Annotated in this window: 15 protein-coding genes and 1 tRNA gene; 3 read left to right on the top strand and 13 right to left on the bottom strand. The window is 75.5% G+C overall.

Annotated elements, in window-relative coordinates; translation table 11 throughout:
- The first annotated feature begins 81 nt into the window (after window positions 1-81).
- Window positions 82-567, top strand: coding sequence for an Hsp20/alpha crystallin family protein (locus B8281_RS15525; RefSeq protein ID WP_369824872.1), 486 nt, complete (start codon window positions 82-84; stop codon window positions 565-567).
- 7 nt (window positions 568-574) lie between these two features.
- On the opposite strand, the gene B8281_RS15520 is transcribed toward B8281_RS15525, so the two are convergent.
- From B8281_RS15520 to B8281_RS15455, 13 genes are all read right to left on the bottom strand, one after another.
- Window positions 575-1,531, bottom strand: a complete 957-nt coding sequence (locus B8281_RS15520; RefSeq protein WP_085388176.1) for an FHA domain-containing protein — start codon at window positions 1,529-1,531, stop codon at window positions 575-577.
- Window positions 1,528-2,811, bottom strand: a complete 1,284-nt coding sequence (locus B8281_RS15515) for a VWA domain-containing protein (RefSeq protein ID WP_085388175.1) — start codon at window positions 2,809-2,811, stop codon at window positions 1,528-1,530. Before B8281_RS15515 ends, B8281_RS15520 begins: the two co-directional genes overlap by 4 nt.
- 70 nt (window positions 2,812-2,881) lie before the next feature.
- Window positions 2,882-4,165, bottom strand: coding sequence for a PP2C family serine/threonine-protein phosphatase (locus B8281_RS15510; protein WP_085388174.1), 1,284 nt, complete (start codon window positions 4,163-4,165; stop codon window positions 2,882-2,884).
- Window positions 4,162-6,513: a serine/threonine-protein kinase gene (locus tag B8281_RS15505; RefSeq protein ID WP_085388173.1), complete on the bottom strand. Its 2,352-nt coding sequence runs from the start codon at window positions 6,511-6,513 to the stop codon at window positions 4,162-4,164. Before B8281_RS15505 ends, B8281_RS15510 begins: the two co-directional genes overlap by 4 nt.
- The gene (locus B8281_RS15500) at window positions 6,510-7,613 is read right to left on the bottom strand and encodes a hypothetical protein (RefSeq protein WP_085388809.1); all 1,104 of its coding nucleotides are present in this window, start codon (window positions 7,611-7,613) and stop codon (window positions 6,510-6,512) included. The genes B8281_RS15505 and B8281_RS15500 overlap by 4 nt, the downstream gene beginning before the upstream one ends.
- Window positions 7,613-8,653 carry a glutamate ABC transporter substrate-binding protein gene (locus B8281_RS15495; RefSeq protein WP_232322587.1) on the bottom strand — a complete coding sequence of 347 codons (1,041 nt, stop codon included), beginning with the start codon at window positions 8,651-8,653 and terminating at the stop codon, window positions 7,613-7,615. Before B8281_RS15495 ends, B8281_RS15500 begins: the two co-directional genes overlap by 1 nt.
- The gene (locus B8281_RS15490) at window positions 8,650-10,008 is read right to left on the bottom strand and encodes a hypothetical protein (protein ID WP_085388172.1); all 1,359 of its coding nucleotides are present in this window, start codon (window positions 10,006-10,008) and stop codon (window positions 8,650-8,652) included. Before B8281_RS15490 ends, B8281_RS15495 begins: the two co-directional genes overlap by 4 nt.
- The gene (locus B8281_RS15485) at window positions 10,005-11,693 is read right to left on the bottom strand and encodes an AAA family ATPase (RefSeq protein ID WP_085388171.1); all 1,689 of its coding nucleotides are present in this window, start codon (window positions 11,691-11,693) and stop codon (window positions 10,005-10,007) included. The genes B8281_RS15490 and B8281_RS15485 overlap by 4 nt, the downstream gene beginning before the upstream one ends.
- The gene (locus tag B8281_RS15480; protein WP_061268560.1) at window positions 11,690-12,256 is read right to left on the bottom strand and encodes a hypothetical protein; all 567 of its coding nucleotides are present in this window, start codon (window positions 12,254-12,256) and stop codon (window positions 11,690-11,692) included. The genes B8281_RS15485 and B8281_RS15480 overlap by 4 nt, the downstream gene beginning before the upstream one ends.
- A gap of 53 nt (window positions 12,257-12,309) precedes the next feature.
- A complete protein-coding gene (locus B8281_RS15475; protein ID WP_021482025.1) occupies window positions 12,310-13,527 on the bottom strand; it encodes a toxic anion resistance protein in 1,218 nt (405 codons plus the stop codon).
- Window positions 13,528-13,801: 274 nt separating this feature from the next.
- On the bottom strand, window positions 13,802-14,284 hold the full coding sequence (locus tag B8281_RS15470; protein ID WP_144722776.1) for a hypothetical protein: 483 nt from the start codon (window positions 14,282-14,284) through the stop codon (window positions 13,802-13,804).
- A 752-nt stretch (window positions 14,285-15,036) separates the two neighbouring features.
- Entirely contained in the window at window positions 15,037-15,426 is a 390-nt protein-coding gene (locus B8281_RS15460; protein WP_043659524.1) for a hypothetical protein, read from the bottom strand.
- Between the two features lie 219 nt (window positions 15,427-15,645).
- Window positions 15,646-15,721 (bottom strand) — tRNA-Arg (locus tag B8281_RS15455).
- Between the two features lie 132 nt (window positions 15,722-15,853).
- Between B8281_RS15455 and B8281_RS15450 the strand changes: the two genes are divergently transcribed.
- Together B8281_RS15450 and B8281_RS15445 are read left to right on the top strand one after the other, a co-directional pair.
- Window positions 15,854-17,536 carry a GTPase gene (locus B8281_RS15450; RefSeq protein ID WP_085388167.1) on the top strand — a complete coding sequence of 561 codons (1,683 nt, stop codon included), beginning with the start codon at window positions 15,854-15,856 and terminating at the stop codon, window positions 17,534-17,536.
- Window positions 17,533-19,119 carry an ABC transporter gene (locus B8281_RS15445; protein ID WP_043658887.1) on the top strand — a complete coding sequence of 529 codons (1,587 nt, stop codon included), beginning with the start codon at window positions 17,533-17,535 and terminating at the stop codon, window positions 19,117-19,119. Before B8281_RS15450 ends, B8281_RS15445 begins: the two co-directional genes overlap by 4 nt.
- Window positions 19,120-19,131 lie beyond the last annotated feature (12 nt).

Here is a 19,131-nt window from a genome sequence, read left to right as displayed (position 1 = left end):
GCCGCCCGCGGGGTGCCTGCCTCGCGGGAGCACCGACCGGTCCCGGACCGTCCGGGACCGTGCGACGAGGAGGTGAGAGGTGTGGCTGCGATGACCGACCCCTTCACGAGCACCTTCGACGCGATGGACCGTCTGGTCGGCCAGCTCGCGTCCGGCGCCCGCGCGACCGCGGCCTCGGCGGCCTCGGGCGGCATGCCGCTCGACCTGTTCCGCGCCGGGGACCACTACGTGCTGACGATGGACCTCCCGGGCGTCGATCCCGGCACGATCGACGTGTCCGTCGAGGACCGCACGCTGACCATCCGCGCCGAGCGCAGCCCCCGGACCGACCCGGACGTCCAGTGGCTCGCCCGCGAGCGGCCGTCCGGCACGTACGCACGCCAGCTCACGGTGGGGCGCGGCCTGGCGCTCGACAAGATCACGGCGTCGTACGAGGACGGCGTGCTGACGCTGACGATCCCGGTGGCCGAGGAGGCCCGGCCCCGCCGGATCGAGGTCGCGCACCGCGCGGGCGGCGCGGCGACCCAGATCACGGCCGAGGCCGAGCCTCAGACGTCGGAGGGCTGAGCCGGGCTCACGCCTCGCCCGGGAGCGCCTTGCGGACGACGAGGCGCGTCCACGCCCCGAGGTACACGCGGTCCCCGTCGGCCAGCTCGCGTCGCTGGCCGGCGGGGATCGGGTCCGTCGGGAGCGGTTCGCCCGCGGGGCTCACGTAGGTGCCGTTCGAGGACTGCAGGTCCTCGACCCACCAGCGCTGCCCGTCCGTGCTGAGCTGGCAGTGCCGTCGCGAGACCCCGGTGTCCGCGCCGCAGTCGACCTGCGGGTGGATGCCGCGCGAGACCGACGGGCGCCCCACGAGCACGCTGCGCTCGCGCAGCACCACGAGCCCCGGCAGGCCCGCCGACGGCATGGGGTCCTCGGGCTGCTGGGCCGCGTACCAGTCCGGGTCGATCCAGATCTCGACGACCCACTGGTCCGGCCCGGGCACGGGCGGCGTCGGCAGGTGCGCGCCCGACGGCGCGGGGCCGGCCGGATCGTCGGGCTGCGCACCCGCGGCGGTCCCGGCGGCCGGCGTCGACGCCGGAGCCTCGAGCGGTGCGGAGGCGCCCGGCGGCGGGGTGGCCGCGGACGCCGGCGACGCGGCCGGAGCGGGGAGCGGGGGCGGCGTCGCGCCCGACGCGAGGCCCGCCTGCGGTGCGGCCGGGGCAGCGGCGGGTGCGGCCGGGGTGGCCGGCGTGGGGCGCGACGGCGGGTCGAGCGAGAGCGCCGACGCAGGCTCCACCGGGTCGGGCAGGGCGCCGGTGGTGAAGTCGTAGCCGCAGTTCTCGCAGAACAGCGCACCGGCCGGAGCCGGCGAGCCGCAGTTCGGGCACTCGAGCGCCTGCGCCGGTGCGGAGGCCCCGCCCGGAGCAGGCGCCGCGCCTGCCGCGGGCGTCGCGGGTGCCGACGCCGCGGCGATGGGCTCGCCGCACACGTCGCAGTAGTCGGTCGACTCCGAGGGGTGCCCGTTGGGGCAGACGACGGCGCTCACCGACGCACCCGCGTCGTCTTCGTCGAGGCGGTGTCGAGCGCCATCTCGTCGAGCGTCGAGGTGTTGCGCTTGAGCCGCACGGTGCCGTGCTCCTCGTCGTCGATCTCGACGACCTTGCGCAGGCGCGACGTCGCCTCCTCGTTCCCGGTCTGCTGCGCGAGCTGGACGGCGCGGCCGAGCTTGACGGTCGCCGTCGCCTCGTCGCCCGACGCCTTGGCCGCGAGGCCCTCCTGGATCGCCGCGGCGAGCTCGGTCTGGCCGGTGTAGTGCGCGACCTCGGGGTTGATGCGCGTGGTGAGCGACTCGTCGTCGGACCACTTCGCCTTGACCAGGCCCGAGGACACGACCTCGCCGTTCACGGCGAGCTGGACGCGCGCCGCGAGCTGCTCGGAGCCGACGGGCTTCGAGGCCACGCGCACCGCGACGTGGTAGTCGCGCGACTCGTCGCCCCACGACCCGGTGGGGTAGGCGCCCGTGAGCGGGTTGACCTCGGCCCGGCGGTGCGTGAGGTCCTCGACGGTCGGGGCGACCTGGCGCACGAACAGCACCTGCGAGCCCTGCGGGGCCCACACGCGCAGGTCGGCCGCGGCGACGCCGCGCGCCATCGACGTCTGCATGAGCTTCTCGAAGTCGGCGGCGATCTCGTTCGGGTCCGCGATGAGGTCCACCGTGCCGAGCAGCGCGGTCGAGATCTCGCGCAGCTCGTCGACCTGCCAGCGCGAGCCGACGCCGCGCGCGTCGCACTGGAAGTGGCCCGTGACGTCCCGCACCGCGGCCGAGAGGTTGGCGCGGGGCTCGGACTCGTTCTTGCCGTCGGTGAGCAGGATCGCGTGCCGCTGCGTCGCCTGCGGCACCGTCGCGAAGAGCTGGTCCGCGAGACGCAGCCACGTGCTCATCGCCGTGCCGCCGCCGGGCGTGAGCATCGAGATCGCGCGCTTCGCCTCGGCGCGCGCGCCCGGCTCCATCTGCACCATGGCCATGCGGGCGTTCGGGTAGGGGAACGCACGGTTCGCGACGTGGCTGCCGCCGACGATCGCGAACCACGTGCCGTCGAGGATCTGGTCGACCGCGACCTGGGCCGCGTGCTTCGCGGCCTCGATGTTGCGCCCCGACATCGACCCCGACGTGTCGACCATGATGATCTCGGCCACCCCGCCCGCGCCGCCGGCGCTCCCCGCGCTCCCGGCGCCGCGGCACGTCACGGTGACGATCGCGTGGACGTCCGTCGCGCCCTCGGACAGGAACTCGTTCTGGTAGACCTCGGCGGCGAACTCGGCCATGGGGGCTCCTTCGGTGGTGCGGGTGTTCGTGCAGGCTATCGGGTCGTCGGGGCCCGACGCGCGGTGCGCGTCAGGCCGTGGCGGGGTCCGCCGGGGGCGGCGGGGTGGCGGACGACGCCCGGGAGAACCGGGCGAGCGTCGTCGTGATGTTGTCCCGGCCGCCCTGGGCGTTCGCCCAGTCGACGAGCGCGCCCGCGAGCACCTGCGGGTCGTCGCCGACGCGGTCCTGCGTGCTGCGCACGAGGGCCGCCAGGTCGGCCGCGGGGGAGCAGTAGTTCCACAGGCCGTCCGAGCACACGAGCAGCCAGCCGTCGCGGTCGGGCAGGGTCGCGGCCGTGCGGGCCACCGGGTCGGGGGCGTCGGGGCCGAGCCAGCGCGTGATCGCGTGCGCCTGCGGCGACGTCTCCGCCTGGGCGCGCGGCACGCCCTGCGCGATCATCTCCTGCGCCCACGAGTCGTCCACGCTGAGCTGGTGCGCGTCGCCGTCGTCCGGGATCCAGTAGGCGCGCGAGTCGCCGACCCAGCCCGCCACGACGAGCGGCCCGTCGACGACGGCCGCGACGAACGTGCACGACGGCGGGTTCTCGCGGTCGGCCATCGTGCCCACGGTCGCGAGGATGGCGTCCTGCGCGGCGCGCGACGCGTCGCCGAGGAGCGCGGACCACGCGCCCATGCGCGCCGAGGCCTCGCCGGTCACGGGGTCGGGCCCGTCGGGGCCGCGCGCCGCGAGCACGTCGCGCGCGGCGCGCGCCGCGGCGAGGCTCGCGACGTCGGAGTCGGGCGCGGAGGACACGCCGTCGCACACGACGAGCGCCGCGAACGCCCGCTCGGCGGTCGCGGACGGGCTCGCCGCCAGGGCCATCGCGTCCTCGTTGCGCGAGTGCCGCACGCCGCGGTCGCACACGCCCGCGACCCAGCTCGCGGGCCGCTCGGCCCAGTGGTCGCGCTCCGACGCCGCGGGCTCGCCGCACTCGGTGCAGTACCCGTCCTCGGCGACCCGGCCGCCGCAGCGCACGCAGGGGCGCGCGCCGCTCTCGGTGCCGTCGGTCTCGGCGGAGGCCTCGCCGGACGGCACGGCGGTCCCGGTGTCGGTCCCGGCGTCGGGACCGGGCCCGCCGTCGCCGGTCCCGGCTGCTGCGGGGTCCCTCGCGGCGTCGGTCGCGAGGTCCGCGGCAGCTCCGGACCCGGGGGCCGGGTCCGTCGCCGTCGGGAGCGGGGCGAGCGGGGTGCCGCACGCCTCGCAGAACCGGGCGCCCTCGGGCGACGGCTCCCCGCACGCCGGGCACGCGAGCACGCCGCTCGGCTCCGCGACCGTGCCGCCGGGCGCGGGTGCGGGCGCGGGGGAGTCGCTCATCGGATCGTCCACCGGCGCACCTCGTTCGCGCGGTCCACGAGCGTGATGCGCTCGTCCCGCGAGTCGGTGAGCGACGCGAGCTCGCGGTACGCGCCCTCGAGCGCGTCGCGCAGCGCGGGCTCGTCGGCGGGCACGCCCGCGATGCGCGTGGTCGGCTCCGGGCCGGAGGCCGTCACGGTGTCGAGCGCGGAGCGCAGGACGCCCACCGCGAGCTCGGCCCGCTCGCGCGGCGCGATCGCGACGGTCGAGACGCTCGCCATGGCGTCGGCGAGCGCGGGCAGCCCGCGGCCCGAGGCGGCGAGCAGGTGCGCGCGGAGCGTGCGGGACTCGACGTACGACCCGCGCGTCGGGCCGACGAGGTCGAGCGCGTGCAGCGCGCCGTCGAGGTCGCCGCGCGCCTCGCGCACGCGCATGAGCCCGAACGCGGCCGGCGCGGTGTAGTTCGCGTCGGTGCGCGCGCAGATCACGTAGAGCGACTCCGCGATGTCGGGCTCGCCGCTCAGCTCGCAGGCCGCGGCGAGCGCGAGCTTGGGCGCGAGCTCGCCCGGCACCTGCCCGTAGACGGCGTTGAACGACGCGCGCGCCGCGACCGGGTCGCCCTGCGCGAGCTCGCCGAGGCCGCCGATCCACGCGGCGCGCCACTCCCACGGGTCGTCCGCGAGGATGGTCGCGATCGTGTCGCGCAGCACGTCGAACCGCTCCGCCTCGATCGCGGCGCGCGCCCGGGCGAGGCGCACCTCGACCGTGTCCTCGGGCGCGTCGGCGAGCGCGGCGAGGCGCGCGTCCGGGTCCACGACGTTGACCCCGGCGAGCCAGCTCGCCATGGGGTCGTGGTCGTCGCGCCGCAGCGTCGGCAGCTCGTCCCAGGCGAGCGGGCGGGACGCGACGTCCGCGACCGGCGCCTCGAACAGGACCGAGGCCGCGGAGTGCAGCGCCGGGTTGCCCGGGCCGGCGTCCGCCGCCACGACCTCGCGCAGGACGCCGAGGAGCTGGGTGCGCATCTCGTCCGCGGTCGCGAACCGGTCGGCCGGGTCGAGCGCGCACGCCTTGGCGAGGAGGCGGTAGAACGAGTCGTACTGCTGGAACACCGGGGTGTCCGCGACGGGCGGGAGCGACGCGACGTACGTCGTCGTGTTCCCGCGGAAGTCGAGGACGAGCGTCGCGAGGGTGCGGCCGATCGTGTAGATGTCGGACGCGACCGACGGCCCGACCTCCGCGACCTCGGGCGCCTGGTAGCCGACGGTGCCGAAGATCGCGGACGTGAGGTCGTCGGTGCGGCGCACGCCGCCGAGGTCGATGAGCTTCACGCCGTCGCCCTGCTGGATGACGTTCTCCGGCTTGAAGTCGCAGAACAGCAGGTTGTGGTCGTGCAGGTACGCGAACGCGGGCAGGATCGCTAGTACGTAGGCGAGGGCCTGGTCCACGGGCATCGGGTCGATGACGCCGTTGTTGTCCTCCCGGCGCTGCTGGAGGATCTCCTTGAGCGACTCGCCGCCGACGTACTCCATGACGGTGTAGCCGGCGCCGTCGTGCATCGCGAAGTTGTAGATCTCGACGATGAGCGGGTGCTCGACCTCCGCGAGGAACTGGCGCTCCGAGATCGCCGCCGCGTAGGCGTCGGGGTCGCCGGAGTTGAGCAGGCCCTTGAGCACGACCCACCGGCCGGACACGTTCTGGTCGCGCGCGAGGTAGATCCAGCCGAGGCCTCCGTGAGCGAGGCAGCCCACGACCTCGTACTGCCCGCCCACGAGGTCGCCCGGCTTCAGCTGCGGCGTGAAGTCGAAGCGGTTGCCGCAGTGGGGGCAGAACCCGGAGGTGCGGCCGGGCTGCCCGTCGCGCCCGCGGCCCACCTTCTCGCCGCACGCGGGGCAGAAGCGCTTGCGCTCGGCGACCTCGGGCACGGCCATGACGGACTGCAGCGGGTCCCGGACGGGCACCGACGGGACCGTCGTGAGGCCCGCGCCGAGGCCACGGCCGCGCAGGCGCGTCGAGGACGTCCCGACGCGGCGGGTCGCCTTGGAGCCGGTCGCGGCGGTGCGCGCGGAGCCGAGCGCGGTCGACGCGAGGCGGCTCGAGCTCGTGCGGCCGGTGCGCGTGGAGCGCTCGGCGTCGGGGTCGCCCGCCCCGGCGGTGCCCGGGCGGCCCTGCACGAACCCGGTGCCGAGCATGGCGGACGGCGAGGCGGCGGCCGCGCTCCCGGGCGCGGGCACGCCGGTGGTGCCGCTCGCGGCGGGCGTCGGCGTGGTGCCGGAGCCGCCCGCGGGCGCGCCGCAGACGTTGCAGTAGCCGTCCTCGATGGTGCCCGGGCAGCCGGGCTCCGAGCACGGGACGGTCGCGGTGGTCGTCACGACGACGCTCCTTCCGGGGTGGGCAGGTCGCGGGTGAGGAACTGGTACTGCTCGACGAGGAACCGCGCGAGCGTCACGTCGCACGGCGTCGTCTCGACGGCCTCGCGCGCCTCGGCGAGGCCCGAGCGCACCGTGGGGGACGCCGAGCGGCCGTTCGCGTCGGCCCGCGCGGCGAGCCGCTCCAGGCTGTACCGCAGCTCGGCGCGGGCACGCAGGGGACGGGTGTAGGCGTCCTCGACGGTCTCGACGGCGCGGGCCACGGTCGCGAGCCGGGCCGCGTAGGCGTCGAGCTCGAACCGCGAGTCGGGCACGGGGCCGAGGCGCGAGACGTCGGGGACGGCGAGCCGCGGCGGGTGCGCGATCTCGCGGCGGCAGCGCGCGACGAGCTCGCGCAGCGCGGGCTCGCGCGCCTCGAGCGCGGCGCGCTGCTCCTCGGTGCGGGCGCGGTCGCGGCGCAGCTCGCGACGCTGCGCGGACGCGACGATGAGGTCGCGCTCGGCGCGCGCGACCTCGGTCTCGAGCTCCGCGAGCGGGCCCGACACGTCGGCGCCGCGCGCGGCCTGCGCGACGAGGTGGTCGAGGCGACCGCGGAGGGTCTCGACGCGTCCGCGCGCGTCGACGTCCGCGCCGGCGAGGTCCTCGCAGCGCACGAGCTCGGCGCGCACGCCGCGCAGCCGCGCCACCTGGTCGGCCGTGTGCGGGTCGAAGGACAGACGCGTGCGCAGCTGCACGACGAGCGCGTCGCACAGCTTGACCGCCTCGACGAGCGAGACGAGCGCGGCGCCCGAGCCCGAGTCGAGCCGGCCCCACAGGAGCTGGGAGATCTTCTCGCGCGCGACGGCGTCGGCCCGGCCCGAGTCCCACACGGGCCGGATCTCGTCGGCGCGCGAGCGGATCGCCTGCCACAGCGACAGCGCGAGCACGAGGTCGGCGGTGTAGGCGTCGGGCGTCGCGGCGGCCTGCGCGGCGGCGTCGAGCCGGTCGAGCTCGGTGCGGCGCTCGTCGAGCCAGGTCTCGAGCGCGCCGAGGTACGCCAGGAGGTCGGCGGCGGGGATCGCCTCGCCGAGCCGTCCCGGCGCCTCGGGTGCGGGGGAGCGCATCACGGCGTGCGGCCGTACACCGCGGCCGGCGGGGTCGGGGCCGGGCCGAGGCCGCCGAGCCACTCGCCGTAGATCGCGGCCCAGCGCCCGTCGGCCTTCATCTGCTCCAGCACGCCGTTGACGAACCGCACCATGTCGACGTTCTGCGCCGGGATGCCGATGCCGTAGGGCTCGTCGCTGATCGCCTCGCCGACGACCTTCGCGTACGGGTCCTGGGCCGCGAAGCCCGCGAGGATCGTGTCGTCACCCGTGATCGCGTCGACCTTGCCCTGCTGGAACAGCACGAGGCACTGCGTGTGCGTGGTCGCCGGGACGGGCTCGATGCCGGAGAACTGCTCGAGGCGCGTGAGCGTCGTCGTGCCCTCGGGCGCGCACACGCGCTGTCCCTCGAGGTCCGCGATCCCGTTCGCGGTCGAGTCGCGCGTGACGAGCACCTTCTGCCCCGCGTGGTAGTACTCCGCGGAGAACGCGATGGACTCCCAGCGCTCGCAGTTGATGGTGAACGCGCGCGCGACGAGGTCGACCTCGCCGTTCTCGAGCACCTCGAGCCGCTGCCCCGACGTGATGACGCGGAACTGCAGCCGGTCGGGGTCGCCGAAGATCGCGCGCGACACCTCGTGCAGCACGTCGATGTCGAAGCCCTCGATCTGGCCGGACAGCGGGTTCCGCGCGCCCATGAGCAGCGTGTCCGCCGAGACGCCGACGACGAGCGCGCCGCGGTCGCGGATCGCGGCCATGGTGCTGCCGCCGGGCAGGGCGTCCGGGCCGGGCAGAGCGCCCTCGGGCGCGTACGAGGCGAGCGGGTCGGCGCACTCGGCGGGTGCGGCGGGCGCCGCGGGGGACTCCGTGGCCGACTCGTCCTGCGGGGTGGTCGTCAGGCGGAGGTCCTCCGCGCCGGACGGCCCGGAGCACGCACCGAGCGTCAGCAGCGCGACGAGCGCCGAGGCCAGCCCGGTCGTGACGACGCCGCCGCGGCGCGCGCGCGTGCCGGTGCGGCGGGTCCCGGCGGGCCGGGCGTGGGGGGCGGGCGTCGTGGTCACCGGTACTCCTCCAGTCGTGCCGTCACGCCGCGCCACGCGAGCAGCGCCGCGACGAGCCCTGCCGCGAGCAGCAGCCAGCCCGCGACGGTGGCCGTCGTCGCCGCGCCGTCGAGGCGGTCGCTCGTCGCGGCGGCGTGGGTCTCGATGTCGTCGCGCGCCGCGGCCGAGAACGCGTCGAACGCGGCGTTGGGGCTCTCGGGGTCGGTCGCGGTCGCGAGGGCGACCGCGTCGTCCCACTGGCCCGCGTCGTCGAGCGCGCGGATCTCGGCGTGCCGCGCGACCCAGGCGTCCAGCGCCTGCGCCGTCGTCCCGTCGAGGTTGCCCTCGGCCGCCGCGGTGTCGAGGCGTGCCGCCGCGTCGTCCGTGGCCGCGATGAACGACTCCTCGTACGTCTGGCCCGACCCGCGCTTGATGAGCGTGAACGCCTCCATGGACTTCGCGTCGTTCGCGAGCGAGTACGCCTGCGACGCGGCGAGCGTCGCGGCGTACGGGCCGGTCCGTACGTCGTGCGCGCGGGCGCTCGCCTGGGAGAGCAGGACCGTCGAGACGACGCCCACGACGAGCAGCACGGCCGTGGCGACGGCGAGCCCCACGTTGAGCACGCGGTGCGTGCGCCGCGCGAGCCAGACCTGGCTCGCGAGGAGCACGGCGAGGGCGAGCAGGCCCGCCGCGAGCACCCACAGCGCGTTGCGCACGCCCGAGAAGTCCGCGGCGACGCGGTCGGCGTCGTCGAGCACGACCTCGTCGAGCGCGGGGAGCATCTGCTCGCGCAGGATCGTCGAGGCCTGGTCGAGGTACGCGGACCCGACGGGGAAGCCCTGCCGGTTGGTGGCGCGCGCCTGCTCGACGAGGCCCGTGTAGACCGTGAGGTCGGCGGCCACCTGGCCCAGCAGCGCCGCGTCCGCCTCGTTGCTGCCCGAGAGCGTGGCGAGGCGGTTCGCGGCCTGGTCGACGAGCTCGTCGTACCGCGCGCGCTGGTCGGCGGGCTCGAGGCCCCCGACGAGGAACGCCCCGGTCGCGGTCGCGTCCGCGGCGACGAGCGCGTTGCGGACCTCCTGGACCCCGACGAGCTGGGCCGCGTCCTCGCTCGCCGCGGCGAGGGCGCGCGACTGGAGGCTGCCGGCCTGGAACCCGAGGACGCCGAGCGCGAGCGCGGCGAGCACGCACAGCGCCATGACGAGGCGCAGCTTGCCGGGCGTCCGTCGCAGCGCGCCGCGCGCGCGGGACACGGCGGCGCTCTGCGACCCCTGCGGGACGACGGCGCCCCCGCTCGGGGCGGTCAGGGCACCGCCCGGCGCGGGTCCGCCGGCCGGGACGATCTGCTGGCCCGCCGGGCGGACCGGGGTGGTCGTCATGCGTTCTCCTCGGCGCTGGAGGGTGCGGTGTCTGGTGCGTCGTCGGTGCCGTCGGTGCCGTCGGTGGTCTTGGTGGCAGAGGGCTCGGCCGGCGCGTCCTCGGGTGCGGGCGGCTCGAGCGTCGCGAGGAGCGCGGGAGCGCCCTCGCCGTCCACGAGGTCGACGGGCAGGAGCAGGCGCAGCTCGTCGATCGTCGGGGCGTCGACGTCCTTGAGCCGCCACGCGTGGCGCGCGATCGCGGCGTCGAGCACGTTGCGGGCCCAGCGCGCGTTGCCGAACCCCTCGGTGCGCGGCTGCGCCGCGGCGAGCCGGGCGAAGACGTCGAGCGCCTCGGGGGTCGGCTCGAAGTCCGCCCGGGAGGCCATGCTCGCGAAGATGTCGCGCAGCTCGGCGTCGGCGTAGTCCTCGAACGTGATGGTCGTGGAGAACCGCGACTCGAGGCCGGGGTTCGTCGCGAGGAAGTCGGCCATCGGGCCGGGGTAGCCCGCGACGATGACCACGAGCTCGTCGCGGTGGTCCTCCATGTCCTTGACGAGGGTGTTGATCGCCTCGGCGCCGTACTGGTCCTCCGCGAGCCCGTACGCCTCGTCGACGAACAGGACGCCGCCGAGCGCGGTCGCGACGACCTCCGACGTCTTCACGGCCGTCTGCCCGAGATAGCCCGCGACGAGCTCCGAGCGGTCGACCTCGACGAGGTGGCCCTTCTCGAGCAGCCCGAGCGCGCGGTAGATGCCCGCGACGAGCCGCGCGACCGTCGTCTTGCCCGTGCCCGGGTTGCCGAGGAACACGAGATGGCGCGTGAGCGTCGGGCGGGTCAGGCCCGCCTCGGTGCGCAGCTTCTCGACGCGCAGCAGCTCGGTCTGGCGGTGGATCTCGTCCTTGACGCGCGTGAGACCCGTGAGCGCGTCGAGCTCGGCGAGCAGCTCCTCGATCGAGCGCGCGGGCTCCTCCGCGACCGCCGCCTCGCCGGCGGTCTCGGTGGCCGTCTCCGCGCTCCCGGCGGTCGCGTCCGCCGTCGTGCCCGACGCCGGGGCGTGCGTCGTGCCGGACGGCGCGCTCCCGGGCCCGCTCCCGCGCGCCCCGAGCGCGTCGAGGATCGACGCGACGGACGGCACTTCGGGGGCCGGGCGGCGCAGCGCGTCGAGCGAGCCCTGCGCGGCGAGCAGGTCGCCGAGGTCGAACGGGTCTGCACCGCCCGTCGTGCGGGGCGCGGCGAGCGGGCCGCCCGCGGCGGGCGTCGGGCCTGATGGCGCGTGGGTCGCAGCGGGGGCGGCCACCGGGCCGGCTCCGGCCTGCTGGACGGCGGCCGTCGCGGCGGCGGCCCCGGCGACGTGCGGGCCGGGGGAGCCGAGGCGCGCGGCCGCGCGGGCGACGTCGGCGAGCGCCTGCCCGTACGCGGTCGCGTGCTTCGAGCGCGCCGCCCCGAGGGCGGCGAGGACGTCGGTCGGGGACGTGCGCCAGCGCCGGGCGCTCGACGCCGCGGTGAAGAACGCGCCCGTGGCCGCCGGGTCGTGGCCCAGCGCGGCGAGCCACGCCGCCGGGGCGCCGGGGGAGGACTCGGCGACGGCCGCGGCGAGGCGCGCGCCCTCGTCGCGGGCGGCCTCCTCGTCGACGCCCGCGGCACGCGCGGCGGCGTCCAGCGCGTCGAGCGCCGCCGCGAGGGTCGGGGTGTCCGGGGTGGTCACGGTGCCTCCAGTCGTCCGGGCTCCGACGGCGGACCAGGCTGCGGCGTGCCCCGGCCGGCGCCGGGGTCCAGCGCGATCGACGAGTCGCGGAACTTCTCCGCGAGGAACGCGCCGTGCGCGACGAGGGCCGCGGCGTCGGCCCGCGAGACGGCGTCGGAGATCTTGTCGAGCGTCACGCCGAGCAGGTCGAGCTGGTCGCACAGCAGCATGAGCGACGTCTTGCCCTGCGCGACGACCCGCCGGTCGGCGAAGTCGCGCGGCAGGCGCAGGTAGGCGCCGACGGCCTCGGGCAGGTAGCTCGTCGCCGTCGCGACGACCGTGTGCGCCTGCTGCGACCCGCCGCCGAGGCGGTCGAGGCGCGGGACCATCTCCTCGACCGTGCCGGTGATGCGGTGCACGCGCGCCGTCACGGCGGGCGGCACGCGCCCCTCGATCTGCTGCTCGACCCGCTCGACCGACGCGAGGATGTCGGTCGACGTCGGCGGGGCCGGGAGCTCGTGCTCGGGCTCGGGCGCGGAGGACCGGCCGCCGAGGCGGCCGATCACGTCGGAGAACCAGCCCATCTAGCTCGGGGTCCGATCTGTGGTGCGGGGAGGGGTGGTCGGGGGACGGCGCGTCACAGCCGACCGATGTCGAGCGAGCCGCTGCCCGCCTGCGACTGGTCGGAGCGGCGCGCGCGGTCCAGGTACTCGTTCGCCTTCGTCGTCTCGGTCTCCAGGACGCCGATCGTCTGCGCCATGGAGTCGAGGGCCTGCGTCTTGAACGTCGAGATCGAGTCGAGCGTCGCGTAGATGTTGGCGAACGCCTGCTGGAGCTGCGGGAGGCCGACGGTCGCGCTCGCGGCCTGCTGCTGGATGCTCGCCGACTGGTCCGCCAGCATCTTCGAGGTCGACGCGATCATGTTCGACGTCGTCGTGTTGAGCGCCGTGATCTGGTCGAGCACGAGCTTCTGGTTCGCGAGCGCCTGCGCCACGATGACGGCGGTGCGCAGCGCCGAGATCGTCGTGGTCGTCGCGCGGTCGACGCCCTTGATGAGCTCGAGGTTGTTCTTCATGATGATGTCCATCGCGAGGTAGCCCTGGATGGACACCGCGAGCTGCGTGAGCAGGTCCTGGTGCTTCTGGCGCACGTAGAACAGCACGTCCTCGCGCAGCGCCTGGGCCCGCTCCGGGTCGCTCGCCTCGATCTCCGCGATCTTCGTGGACAGCTCGGTGTCGAGGCGCTCGGCGATGAAGATGTACTGGTTGAGCCGCGCCATCGTGTCCCAGAGGTTCTGCTTCTCCAGGTTGAGCGCCGCGTTGTCCTTGCGGAGCTCGTCCTGGCCGTTGTACAGCGACTGGACGATCGCGTTGAGCTGCTTCTGCGAGCTCTCGTAGCGGCGGAAGTAGTCCTGGAGCTTCCCGCCGAACGGGATGAGGCCCAGGAACTTCTTGCCGACGCTCGCCTCGCTCGGGTCGAGGTCCTCCACGGTGCGGCGCAGCTCGAGCAGCGACTTGCTCACCTTCGAGCTGTCGGACACGCCGCCCTCGCGCAGCTCCTTGACCGGCATCTCCAGCATGCGGTTGGAGACGTCGGCCGCGGCGCGGATGTCCTTGTCGCCCATCTTGCGGACGTCGTCCGCCTTCGCGCCGAACTCGGGGGAGCGGGTGTCCGTGGTCAGGAGCTGGTCGAGGTAGGACGACACCTTCGACTCGAGACCCGGGATGGCTGCCTCGTCGATGCGCGGCGCGAGCGCCGGTGCCTGGGTCGCCGCGACGGGCTTGACGGGCTCCGGGGCGCTGAGCGTGAGCGTCTCCGTCGGGGCGGGGGGCTGGAGCGGTGCTGCCTCGGTCATGTCGGTCCTTCGCTCGTGCGTGCCGTCGGACGCCGTCGGTGGCGGGTGGAGGACGCCCTCGCGGGCTCCCCCTCGACCCGGGCGAACCGGGTGGAACCGGCCTGCGCCGGTCGGGCGAGTATATCTACGACCGGTGGCCGGATCTTTACCCTTTCCGGGGATCGGGAGGGTGAGAACTCCCCATGTCAGACCAACGTTCGGGCCGTCCGCGAGTTCCGCCCCTCGGCTCGTGCGTCGGTGCGTCGGGGTGCTCGGCGAGAGCGTGCGCGCGTCCTCAGCCGGGCGGCCGAAGGAAGTCCGCGGCGAGCTCTGCGGGGGTGGCGCCGGTGAACCCGGTGCCGTCCAGCGGTCGCGTGAGCTCCTGGGCGCGGGCGCCGTCGGTGATCGTCACGTGGAGCGTGTCCTCGTGCCAGCGGATCCGCGCGTAGGCCAGCGGCTGCCCGAAGTCGCGGAGCAGGTCCTCCCAGGTCCCCAGATCGACCAGGTAGGCGGCCCATCCGAGGCGCCGCGACCAGGGCGTGAAACCGCTCGCCCCCACTCCCGGGGCGGTCGGGCGTAGCCCGGGGACGCCGGCCGCGAGCGCGGCCCGGACGGCCCGCGAGTCCTGCGCCACGAGCAGGTCCACGCTCCCGCCCTGCACGGTCCGGACGCGCACGCCGCCCGGGAACGGCTCGAGCGCGAGCGTGACCGGGTCGGGGCCAGGCTGGCCCGCCTCGATCCGGCCGACCGTGGCGATCAGATCCCCGAGCGTGCTCACGTCCCTCTCCGTCCTGCGCCTCGCGCCGTCGCCGACCATGACCGGGTCCCGTGTCCCGTGTCCCGTCGTCCGTTCGGCGTCGGTGACCGCATTCTCCGCCTCGCCGGCCGAGGGTGAGTCCTGTCGCTGCGGGCTCGTGAAGGCCCCGATCACGAGCTCCGCCGCGCGCACGTTCTCCTGGGGCACGTGCCCGTCGTAGAACCAGGTGCGGCCTTCCCCGTCGAGCACGTGGCCGAGCTAGTGCCGCACCGTGGTGCGAACGTGCTGCTCGAGCATCTCTCCGTCGACGGTGTCGCCGTCGTCCGTAGGCGGCGACGTCCTCGACGATCCAGACCCGCAGCGCCTCCCCGGGCCGCACGGTCGCGTCGGAGAGCCCCACCACCCGACGCCGTGCGGGACGAACCGCCACCGCGTGTCGCACACCGGCAGCCCGCGTGTCCAGAGCCGCTCGATCTCCTCCCACGCGATCGCGTTGACGACTCCCGCGACGTCGTCGGGCACGCACGACGTCCCGGGCGTCACGGGGGAGTAGGCGGCGAAGCGGGGGACGGGACGGTCGCGGGCAGATCGGCGCTCGCGGTCGAGCCGACGGTCGTGGCCGGGACAGCCAGGACGAGCTGGCGCAGGCTCTGGGAGTGTCCCGGGTGCGGGGCGACCGCCGCGGCGGGGTGCGCCGACATCGGCCGATAGCAGTCCCACACGACCCCGATCGGCGGCCCCTTCGCGGCATTGGTCCGTCCGTCCAAGGGCGGCTAGATGAGTGCGATGAGTGCCGCACACACCGCACCGCATGTGCCGGCCCCGAGAACGGCCCATCGCTCGAAGGCCTCTCCGGTCGCCGACGCCACGTTTCGCCGACCCGATCTGCTCCTTCTCTCGAGGAGCTCAGTGACGAGCACAAGCACGGCGAACGCGCCGCAAGAGGCCCAGGCGAAGCCGCGCCCGAGTGGGGATCCCAGCAGGACGGCGAAGCCGACGAGCCATCCTCCAAGGCCTACGAGGATGAAGAGCGCCCCGACCACGTACATGGCAGCGACGGAACGTGGCCCGCGAAGCGACTTGACCCAGTAGCTTCCCACCCCGAAGAAGCCGAGTCCGCAGAGCGTCAGCCCTGTCACGGCAACGGCCTGGACGACGACCACCGACGACTTCCTCACCACATCAAACTCGCACGTTGCAGAAGGTCCTAGCGCGTCTGCCGAACACGATCGTGGTCCGTCCGTCCGTCCGCACGAGCACGGCTAGACCTCGGTGCACTCCTCGCCGTTCGACGTAGCAGATCGCCAGCAGCGGGCACTCCTGCGTGCCTCAGTGGTTCGGTGCTCGAGCCCTCGAACTGCTGGGATTCCGACGGTTCCGCGTGGTGCCCCGAGCAGGACTCGAACCTGCAACCTACGGATTAGAAGGCCGTTGCTCTATCCATTGAGCTATCGAGGCGCGCGCCCATCGTAGTGGGAGCCGGGCGTGCTCGGGAGGTGGGGCCGCGGTGGTGGAGCCGCAGGTCGGGTGGTCGTGCGTCGTCCGGCGCGTGCGTTTGGCGGGGCCCTCGACAGCGGTCACTATGAACCAGTGAGAACCCCAGACGCCGCCACGAGCGACGCGAGCGCCACCTCGGCCGGCCGGTCGCCGGGCTCGTGGCGTCCCGCTCAGGCGACCGAGGAGCTCGGTGTCACGGTCTTCGACGTCGCGCGCGACCTGCGCCGCGACGTGGCGGACGTGCGCCTCCCGCTCGCGATCGACGGCGCGACCGAGGCCGACGCCTCGCGCCGCCGTCTCCTCACCCAGCTCGACGAGCACCTGCTGCCGCGGCTGCGGGAGCTGTCGTCGCCCGCGATCGTGGTCATCGCGGGGTCGACGGGGGCGGGCAAGTCGACGCTGTACAACTCGCTGCTCGGCGAGGAGGTGTCGCAGGCCGGCGTGCTGCGGCCCACCACGCGCGAGCCGGTGCTCGCGTTCAACCCGCTCGACGCGGACGTCATCGTCGAGGGTCCGGTAACCCGCGTGGCGCGCGTGATCGACCACGACGGCGTGCCGCGCGGCACGGGCCTGCTCGACGCCCCGGACCTCGACTCGCTGCTGTCGGAGAACCGCGACACGGCCAGCCTGCTCCTCGAGGCGGCGGACCTGTGGCTGTTCGTCACGACGGCGTCGCGCTACGGCGACGCGCTGCCGTGGCAGGCGCTGTCGCGCGCGAAGGAGCGCGGGGCGAGCGTCGCGATGGTCCTCAACCGCGTCCCGCGCGAGACGCTCACGACGATCCGCGGCGACCTGCTCCAGCGGCTGCGCGACCACGGCATGGACGGCGTGCCGCTGTTCGTCGTGCCCGACGTCGGCCCGCACGAGGGTCTGCTCGACCGCTCGGTCGTCGCGCCGGTCGCGCGCTGGCTGACGATGCTCGCGGGCCCGGACCGCTCCCGCGCGGTGATCGTGCGGACGCTCAAGGGGTCGCTCGCGGCCCTGCCCGACTGGGTCACCGGCGTCTCGGACGCGGTGGAGGAGCAGGTCGAGGCCGCGGCGGACCTGCGTTCCGCCGTCGAGCGGGCGCTGCCGCCGGTGCAGGACGCCGTGCGCCGCACCGCGCTGGACGGCGCCGTCGCGCACGGGTCGCTCGAGGCGCGCTGGGCCCAGGTGACGGGCGCCGGGCGCGTCGACCGCGTCAAGGTGCGGGGCGGCGTCGTGCGGTCGTCGCGCCGCCGGGGCCGCGCGCGCGACCTGGTGCTCGCCCCGCTGCTCGACGAGACGCGCGACGCGGCGCGGCGCACGCTCGCCGCGGACGGCGTCCTCGCGTACGAGGCGCTGCGGGCGGCGCTCGACGGCGACCGCCCGCTGCCCGGCGGGGCCGACGTCCTGCCCGCCGAGGACGCCGCCGCCGCGCGCCGTGAGGCGTCCGCGACGACCCAGGTGCAGCAGTGGGCGACGCGCGCCGAGCACGTGGTGGCCGCGCTCGGGGCGCCGTCGGCGTCGGAGGCGGGCCGTGCCGCGGTGAAGGCGTTCGGGGAGACGGGCGTCGCGGCGCTGCTCCTCGCCGGCGCGGCAGGGAACGACGACGCCGCCCGGCTCGTGCGGACCGTGCTCGCCGACGAGGGCGACGAGGCGGTCGCCGCGCTGCGCGACGACATTGCCGACCGGGCCGCGACCATGGTCGAGCGGGAGGCGGAGCCCGTCCTCACGACGCTCGCCGACCCCGCGCTCGCCGCGGACGCCGCCGTCGGCCTGCGCCTACGACTCGCCGAGCTGAGGAGGCTCATGTGACGTCACACGACGCCCAGCTGCGCGCCCGGGTCGACGACCTCGCGCGCGCGGTGGACCTCGCGGGCGACCGCCTCGACCCCGCCGTCGCGGCCCAGGTGCGCGACGCGATCGGCGGCGTGCGCGAACGCCTCGCGCTCGGCGTCGACCACACCGTCGTCGCGCTCGCGGGCGGCACCGGGTCGGGCAAGTCGAGCCTCTTCAACCGGGTGTCGCGCCTCGACTTCGCGGACGTCGGCGTCAAGCGGCCCACGACGGCCCGGGTCACGGCGTGCTCGTGGAGCGACGCCGCGACAGCGCTGCTCGACTGGCTCGACGTCGACCCCGAGCGTCGCATCACGCGCGACGGCGAGCTCGACGCCGAGGACGAGTCGGCGCTCGGCGGCCTCGTCCTGCTCGACCTCCCGGACCACGACTCGATCGAGCCCGCCCACCGCGCGGTCGTCGACCGGGTGCTGCCGCTCGTCGACCTGCTCGTGTGGGTCGTCGACCCGCAGAAGTACGCCGACGACGCGCTGCACTCGGGCTACCTGCAGAAGTCGACGGGGCTCGAGGGCTCCATGGTCGTCGCGCTCAACCAGATCGACACCGTCCCCGGGGCGCGCCGCGCGTCGCTCGTCGAGGACATGGACCGCCTCCTGCAGGAGGACGGGCTCGACGGCGTCTACGTCACCACCGTCTCCGCGCGCACCGGCGAGGGCCTGGACGAGCTGCGCTCGCTGCTCGAGCAGGCGGTCGCGCGACGCAGCGTCGCCGCGAGCCGCGTCGCGGGCGAGCTCGACCGCGCCGGGGCGCTCCTGCTGGAGCAGCTCCCGGGCGACGTCCCGTGGACGATGAGCACGGCCGTCGAGGAGGAGGTCGACGCGCTCGCCGACGCGACGGGCCTCGCCGCGGTCGCGGGTCAGGTCGGCGCGGCCGTGCGCAACGGGTACGGGCGGCCCGAGTTCTCGCCGCCGCAGCCCGACGCCGTCGCCCTGTCGCGCTCGCGCTGGCTCGCGCGCGCGGGGCGCTCGCTGCGGTCCGGCTGGCAGAAGGCCCTCGACGAGGCCGTCGCGCCGTCTCCGCGCGTCGCCGAGGCGACGCGGTCCGCGCTCGCGAAGATCCCCCTCGACACGCGCGGGCCGTCGTCCTCGCGCCCCACGCGGCGCGCGGCCTGGTCGGCGCTCGCGGTCGGGGTCGTGGCGGGGGTCCTGGCGGTGCTCGGGTCGCTGCGCGTGCTCGACCTCGGGCGCACGCTCGTCACGGTGTGCGCGGTCGTGGCGGCGGTCGCCGTCCTGGGCGCCGTGGTCGCGTTCCTCGTCGCGCTCCAAGTGCGGCGCACGCTCGCCCGACGCCGGGAGCAGCAGGTCCTCGCCTCGGGGCGCGGTGCGATCGAGCGCGTCGTGCAGGACGCGATGGGCCGGCCCACCCAGGAGCTCCTCGACCTGCACCGGCAGGTGCGCGAGCTGGCGCAGTCCGCGCGGGACAAGACGCCCGCCGCGCCGCTCACCGGGGCGCTACGGCTACCCCCAGGCATGGACGGCGCAGGCTCGTCCACAGGCGAGGGCCCGACGCCGGACGGCACCGCCGCTCCCACCGCACCCTGAGGCGGTGGCCGG

This window comes from Cellulosimicrobium sp. TH-20 (assembly GCF_002105775.1).
GTDB lineage: Bacteria > Actinomycetota > Actinomycetes > Actinomycetales > Cellulomonadaceae > Cellulosimicrobium > Cellulosimicrobium funkei.
This window is presented reverse-complemented; position numbering and strand designations above follow the sequence as displayed.

What these genes read in the sequence shown, in the direction of transcription:
- B8281_RS15515 (WP_085388175.1), bottom strand. Translation starts at nt 2,811, where the DNA reads ATGGCCGAGTTCGCCGCCGAGGTCTACCAGAACGAGTTCCTGTCCGAG.
- B8281_RS15510 (WP_085388174.1), bottom strand. Translation starts at nt 4,165, where the DNA reads ATGAGCGACTCCCCCGCGCCCGCACCCGCGCCCGGCGGCACGGTCGCG.
- B8281_RS15500 (WP_085388809.1), bottom strand. Translation starts at nt 7,613, where the DNA reads ATGCGCTCCCCCGCACCCGAGGCGCCGGGACGGCTCGGCGAGGCGATC.
- B8281_RS15490 (WP_085388172.1), bottom strand. Translation starts at nt 10,008, where the DNA reads ATGACGACCACCCCGGTCCGCCCGGCGGGCCAGCAGATCGTCCCGGCC.
- B8281_RS15480 (WP_061268560.1), bottom strand. Translation starts at nt 12,256, where the DNA reads ATGGGCTGGTTCTCCGACGTGATCGGCCGCCTCGGCGGCCGGTCCTCC.
- B8281_RS15475 (WP_021482025.1), bottom strand. Translation starts at nt 13,527, where the DNA reads ATGACCGAGGCAGCACCGCTCCAGCCCCCCGCCCCGACGGAGACGCTC.